Origin of the sequence: Parafannyhessea sp. (assembly GCF_051876455.1) — a bacterium.
Taxonomy (GTDB): Bacteria; Actinomycetota; Coriobacteriia; order Coriobacteriales; family Atopobiaceae; genus Parafannyhessea.
In genome coordinates this window covers 1-2899 of record NZ_JBJEHW010000113.1, presented here as the reverse complement: position 1 = coordinate 2899, position 2899 = coordinate 1, and the positions used below count along the sequence as shown (strand labels likewise).

General features: G+C 63.5%; 4 protein-coding genes. 1 reads left to right on the top strand and 3 read right to left on the bottom strand.

Annotated elements, in window-relative coordinates:
• The 3 genes from ACI38Z_RS05200 to ACI38Z_RS05190 form a co-directional block, all read right to left on the bottom strand.
• Window positions 1-1156 (bottom strand): iron-containing alcohol dehydrogenase (locus ACI38Z_RS05200; RefSeq protein WP_439789128.1); only part of this gene is annotated, 1156 nt, incomplete at its 3' end.
• Window positions 1157-1437: 281 nt separating this feature from the next.
• On the bottom strand, window positions 1438-1767 hold the full coding sequence (locus ACI38Z_RS05195; RefSeq protein ID WP_439789127.1) for a type II toxin-antitoxin system RelE/ParE family toxin: 330 nt from the start codon (window positions 1765-1767) through the stop codon (window positions 1438-1440).
• Entirely contained in the window at window positions 1757-2017 is a 261-nt protein-coding gene (locus ACI38Z_RS05190) for a type II toxin-antitoxin system Phd/YefM family antitoxin (RefSeq protein ID WP_439789126.1), read from the bottom strand. The genes ACI38Z_RS05195 and ACI38Z_RS05190 overlap by 11 nt, the downstream gene beginning before the upstream one ends.
• A 115-nt stretch (window positions 2018-2132) precedes the next feature.
• Here ACI38Z_RS05190 and ACI38Z_RS05185 point away from each other — a divergent pair, with 115 nt between their 5' ends.
• Window positions 2133-2735: a DUF1801 domain-containing protein gene (locus ACI38Z_RS05185; RefSeq protein WP_439789125.1), complete on the top strand. Its 603-nt coding sequence runs from the start codon at window positions 2133-2135 to the stop codon at window positions 2733-2735.
• Window positions 2736-2899 lie beyond the last annotated feature (164 nt).

Here is a 2899-nt window from a genome sequence, read left to right as displayed (position 1 = left end):
TCAGCTCGCCAAAGCGCTCGCCCTTGTTCTGGCGCAGCGTCTGCAGCCAGCCGTCGACCTCGTCCTCGCTCAGCCCCAGGTCGCCCAGGGTGCGCGGCATGCCCAGGCTCACGAGGAACCGCTGCAGCTCGTCGATCGAGAACGTGATCGCGTCCTCCGTGGCCTCGTCCGTCTGGTCAACGGGCTCCACGTCAAACACGCCGGAGGCAAACGCGAGGAACCGCTCCGTGTTGGCGGGCCACACGTAGCGCATCCACGCGGGAAGGAGCACGGCCAGCCCCGCGCCGTGGGCGACCTCGGGCCGGTGCGCGGAGATCTCGTGCTCCAGGCCGTGGCTCTCCCAGCCGCCCGCGCGCTTCTCCGGCGCGGAGGAGCGGCCGCAGCCGCACAGGTCGTTGTGCGCGAGCGTACCCGACCACATGATGGTCGCGCGGGCGTCGTAGTTGTCGGGTTCCTGCACGGCGGTGGTGGCCGCGTCCATTACGGCGCGGATGATCCCGCAGCAGATGTTGTCCGTCACGGGCACCGGTCCCGCGGAGCTGAAGAACCGCTCGCAGATGTGGCAGATGATGTCCGTCACGCCCGCCGCGGTCTGGTACTGCGGCAGCGTGAAGGTCACCTCGGGGTCGAGCACGGCCACGCGCGGGCGGAACACGTCGCCGTTGACGCCCTTCTTGAGGCTGAGCTCGTCGTTGCTGATGACGCACGAACCGCTCGCCTCGGACCCAGCCGCCGGGATCGTGAGCACCACGGCGATGGGCAGGCACGCGTCGATGGTTGCCTTATGCATAAAGAAGTCCCAAACGTCCCCCTGGTAGGGCGTGCCAAACGCGATGGCCTTGGACGTATCGATCACGGAGCCGCCACCCACGGCGAGCACCAGGTCAACGTCCTCCCTGCGGGCAAGCTCGATGCCCTTGCGCACGAGCGAGACCTCCGGGTTGGGCCTCACGCCGCCCATCTCCACGTAGCTCACGCCCGCCGCGTCGAGCGACGCCGTCACGCGCGCGAGCAGCCCGGTCCGCACCACGGATCCGCCGCCGTACACCAGAAGCGCGCGCTTGGCGCCCAGCGCGGCGACCTCCCCGCCAATCCGGTCGGCGTACCCGCGCCCAAACACGAAGCGCGTGGGGGACTGGAACACGAAGTCGTTCATGACACCCATCCTTTCCTGGGGCGCCGCGGCCCCGTCTACGTTGCTGGCACCATTCTAGCGGCCGCCGCCCTCCGCACATGCCGCGCCCCACTCGCCGTTCCACTCCTGCCGCCACCGAGTGCAAACTCACAAAACGTGATTTGTGAGTCACCCCTACAAGCGAAGTACCTGCAGAAACTCAAAATTGGCCCCACTCACAAAGTACGCTTTGTGAGTGGGGCCATTGGCAGTAGAAATGATGCGCGACGGCCGACGTCAGGTTCGATGCTCTTTCGGTTTCTCTAATGCTGACGAACTCGAATAATCGTTGGCGTGTCCCGTAGGTAGTGTGTGAACGCAACGACTTGGATGAGACTCTCCTTCTCGTCCACAAGATAGTAGATTCCGTAGTGCTTTACCTGGCATTTTCTAACCTGTTTGCCTACTGCCTCGCTGACATCAATGTCAACACCAAACAGCAACGGATTGTCGGAAATAAGTCGGAGTTTGTCCTCGTAGGCATCGAGTAGTGACTTCGCAGCACCTGGCGCACAGAGCTCTCGTGTGAGGTAAGAGATGGCCTCATCAAGGTCTCTGCTTGCAGGATTCGACACCTGCACGTTATAGGCCATACTTGCTCCTAAGCGCGGCAACTGCCCCAAATGCATCTTGGCACTCTCCGTGCTCGACAGCGTCTATTCCCTCCTGTACGAGCGAGACGATCTTTCCCGTCTCGGCTGCTTCGGCAAGGCTCTCATACGTCTCCGTGCTCATGATGACCATGTCTGGGCATCCGTTCTTCGTGACATGAACGGGCTCGCCTGTTTCGTGGCAGAGCTTCGAAACCCTTGCGGTGTCCTTTAGCTCTTTGACAGGAATCATTTGCATCTCTTACCTCCAATCACATTATTATGGGACAATAATACCATCATGAATCAATACTTCACCTCAGGAATTAGTGTTGTAATACTAACCACGCGCTGGAGGAGGGGCCACCATGGCACAACCAGCTGCAACCGTTGCGGACTACATCGTGCAGGCGCCGGGCGAGAAGCGCGAGCGCCTCGAGCTGGTGCGTGCCATCATCCTGAGCGCGGCGCCCGGGGCGGAGGAGCTCATCTCCTGGGGCATGCCCACCTTCCGCGTGGGCAAGAACCAGCTGCACGTCGGCTGTGCCAAGCACCACGTGGGACTCTATCCCGGCGCGGCGGCCGTGCGGCACTTTGCCGGCCAGACGGCCGAGCTTGGCCTTGCCTGCACCAAGGGAAGCATCCACCTGCCGGACTCGCGTCCCATCCCCGCGGACTTCGTGGCGGACGTCGCCTCGTGGTGCCTGTCCCCAATCCGCGTGCGAGAGCTTCGCGCCGCACCTCAGGTTCGCGAGCGCCACCAGATGCCGGATTGGGTCCGCGTCGCCCTGCACGAGGCCGGCCTTGCAGATGCATTTGCGGCACGCCCGCCCTACCAGCGCAACGACTACGTCGGCTGGATCGTGCGCCCCAAGCGCGAGGCAACGCGCCAGGCGCACCTCGCCCAGATGCTCGACGAGCTTCGTCGCGGAGACGTCTACATGAAGATGCCCTGGCACCCGAGGCGCTAGCCTGGCTCGTGCCCGCGTGCAGACTGCGTGACGTTTCCTCCCAAGCGCTTGTCCCAGCACCATCTCGGTAACAATATGAACGCTGTTCACAAAGACAAGAACCGCGCTCCCGCCTGAAGCCCGCCCAAGCCAGGAGGCACCACATGCAGTCCGCAACCACCACC